Here is a 765-nt window from a genome sequence, read left to right on the forward strand (position 1 = left end):
GGTGACGGCGTCGGCGTAGCGGACGGGCTGCCGGACCTGGGTCACCCAGTAGTCGGCCGACCGCAGATCCTCCCCCTCGGCCAACCGGCCCGTCACCGTCGAGACCACCGGAAGCCGCGGGGCCTCATACCGCACCTCCTTCGCCACCGAACGGAACTCCTCCACCATCCCGTCCATCAACGGCGAATGAAACGCATGCGACACCTCAAGCCGACGCACCCGCCGACCCGGCAACGCGGCCAGCACCTCCTCCACCGCATCGTCCGCACCCGAGACCACCACCGCCGACGGACCATTGACCGCCGCCACACCCACCGCACCCTCACGCTCACCGATCGCCGCCAGCACCTCCCCCTCCGAGGCCTCCACCGCGACCATCACACCCCCGGCCGGCAACGCCTGCATCAACCCCGCACGCGCCGCCACCAACCGAGCCGCCTCACCCAGACCCATCACCCCCGCCACATGCGCAGCCACCAACTCCCCCACCGAATGACCCGCCACAAAACCAGGCCGCACACCCCACGACTCCACCAACCGGAACAACGCCACCTCGAACGCGAACAACGCCGGCTGCGTCCACCCCGTCCGCGACAACAACGAACCCTCAGCCCCGAACAACACCTCCTTCAAGGAGCCGCCCAGCAGCGGATCCAACACCTCACACACCTCATCCAACGCCCCCGCGAACACCGGAAACGCGGAGTACAACTCCCGCCCCATCCCCACCCGCTGAGCACCCTGACCCGAAAACACCACGGCCAG

Annotated in this window: 1 protein-coding gene; it reads right to left on the reverse strand. The window is 68.9% G+C overall.

Translation table 11 applies throughout. The features are described 5' to 3' along the window. On the reverse strand, positions 1-765 hold a 765-nt coding region (locus FDO69_RS40890), incomplete at both ends, for an acyltransferase domain-containing protein (protein ID WP_138430325.1).

Origin of the sequence: Streptomyces tibetensis, assembly GCF_007655005.1 — a bacterium.
In the GTDB taxonomy this organism is placed as follows: Bacteria; Actinomycetota; Actinomycetes; order Streptomycetales; family Streptomycetaceae; genus Streptomyces; species Streptomyces tibetensis.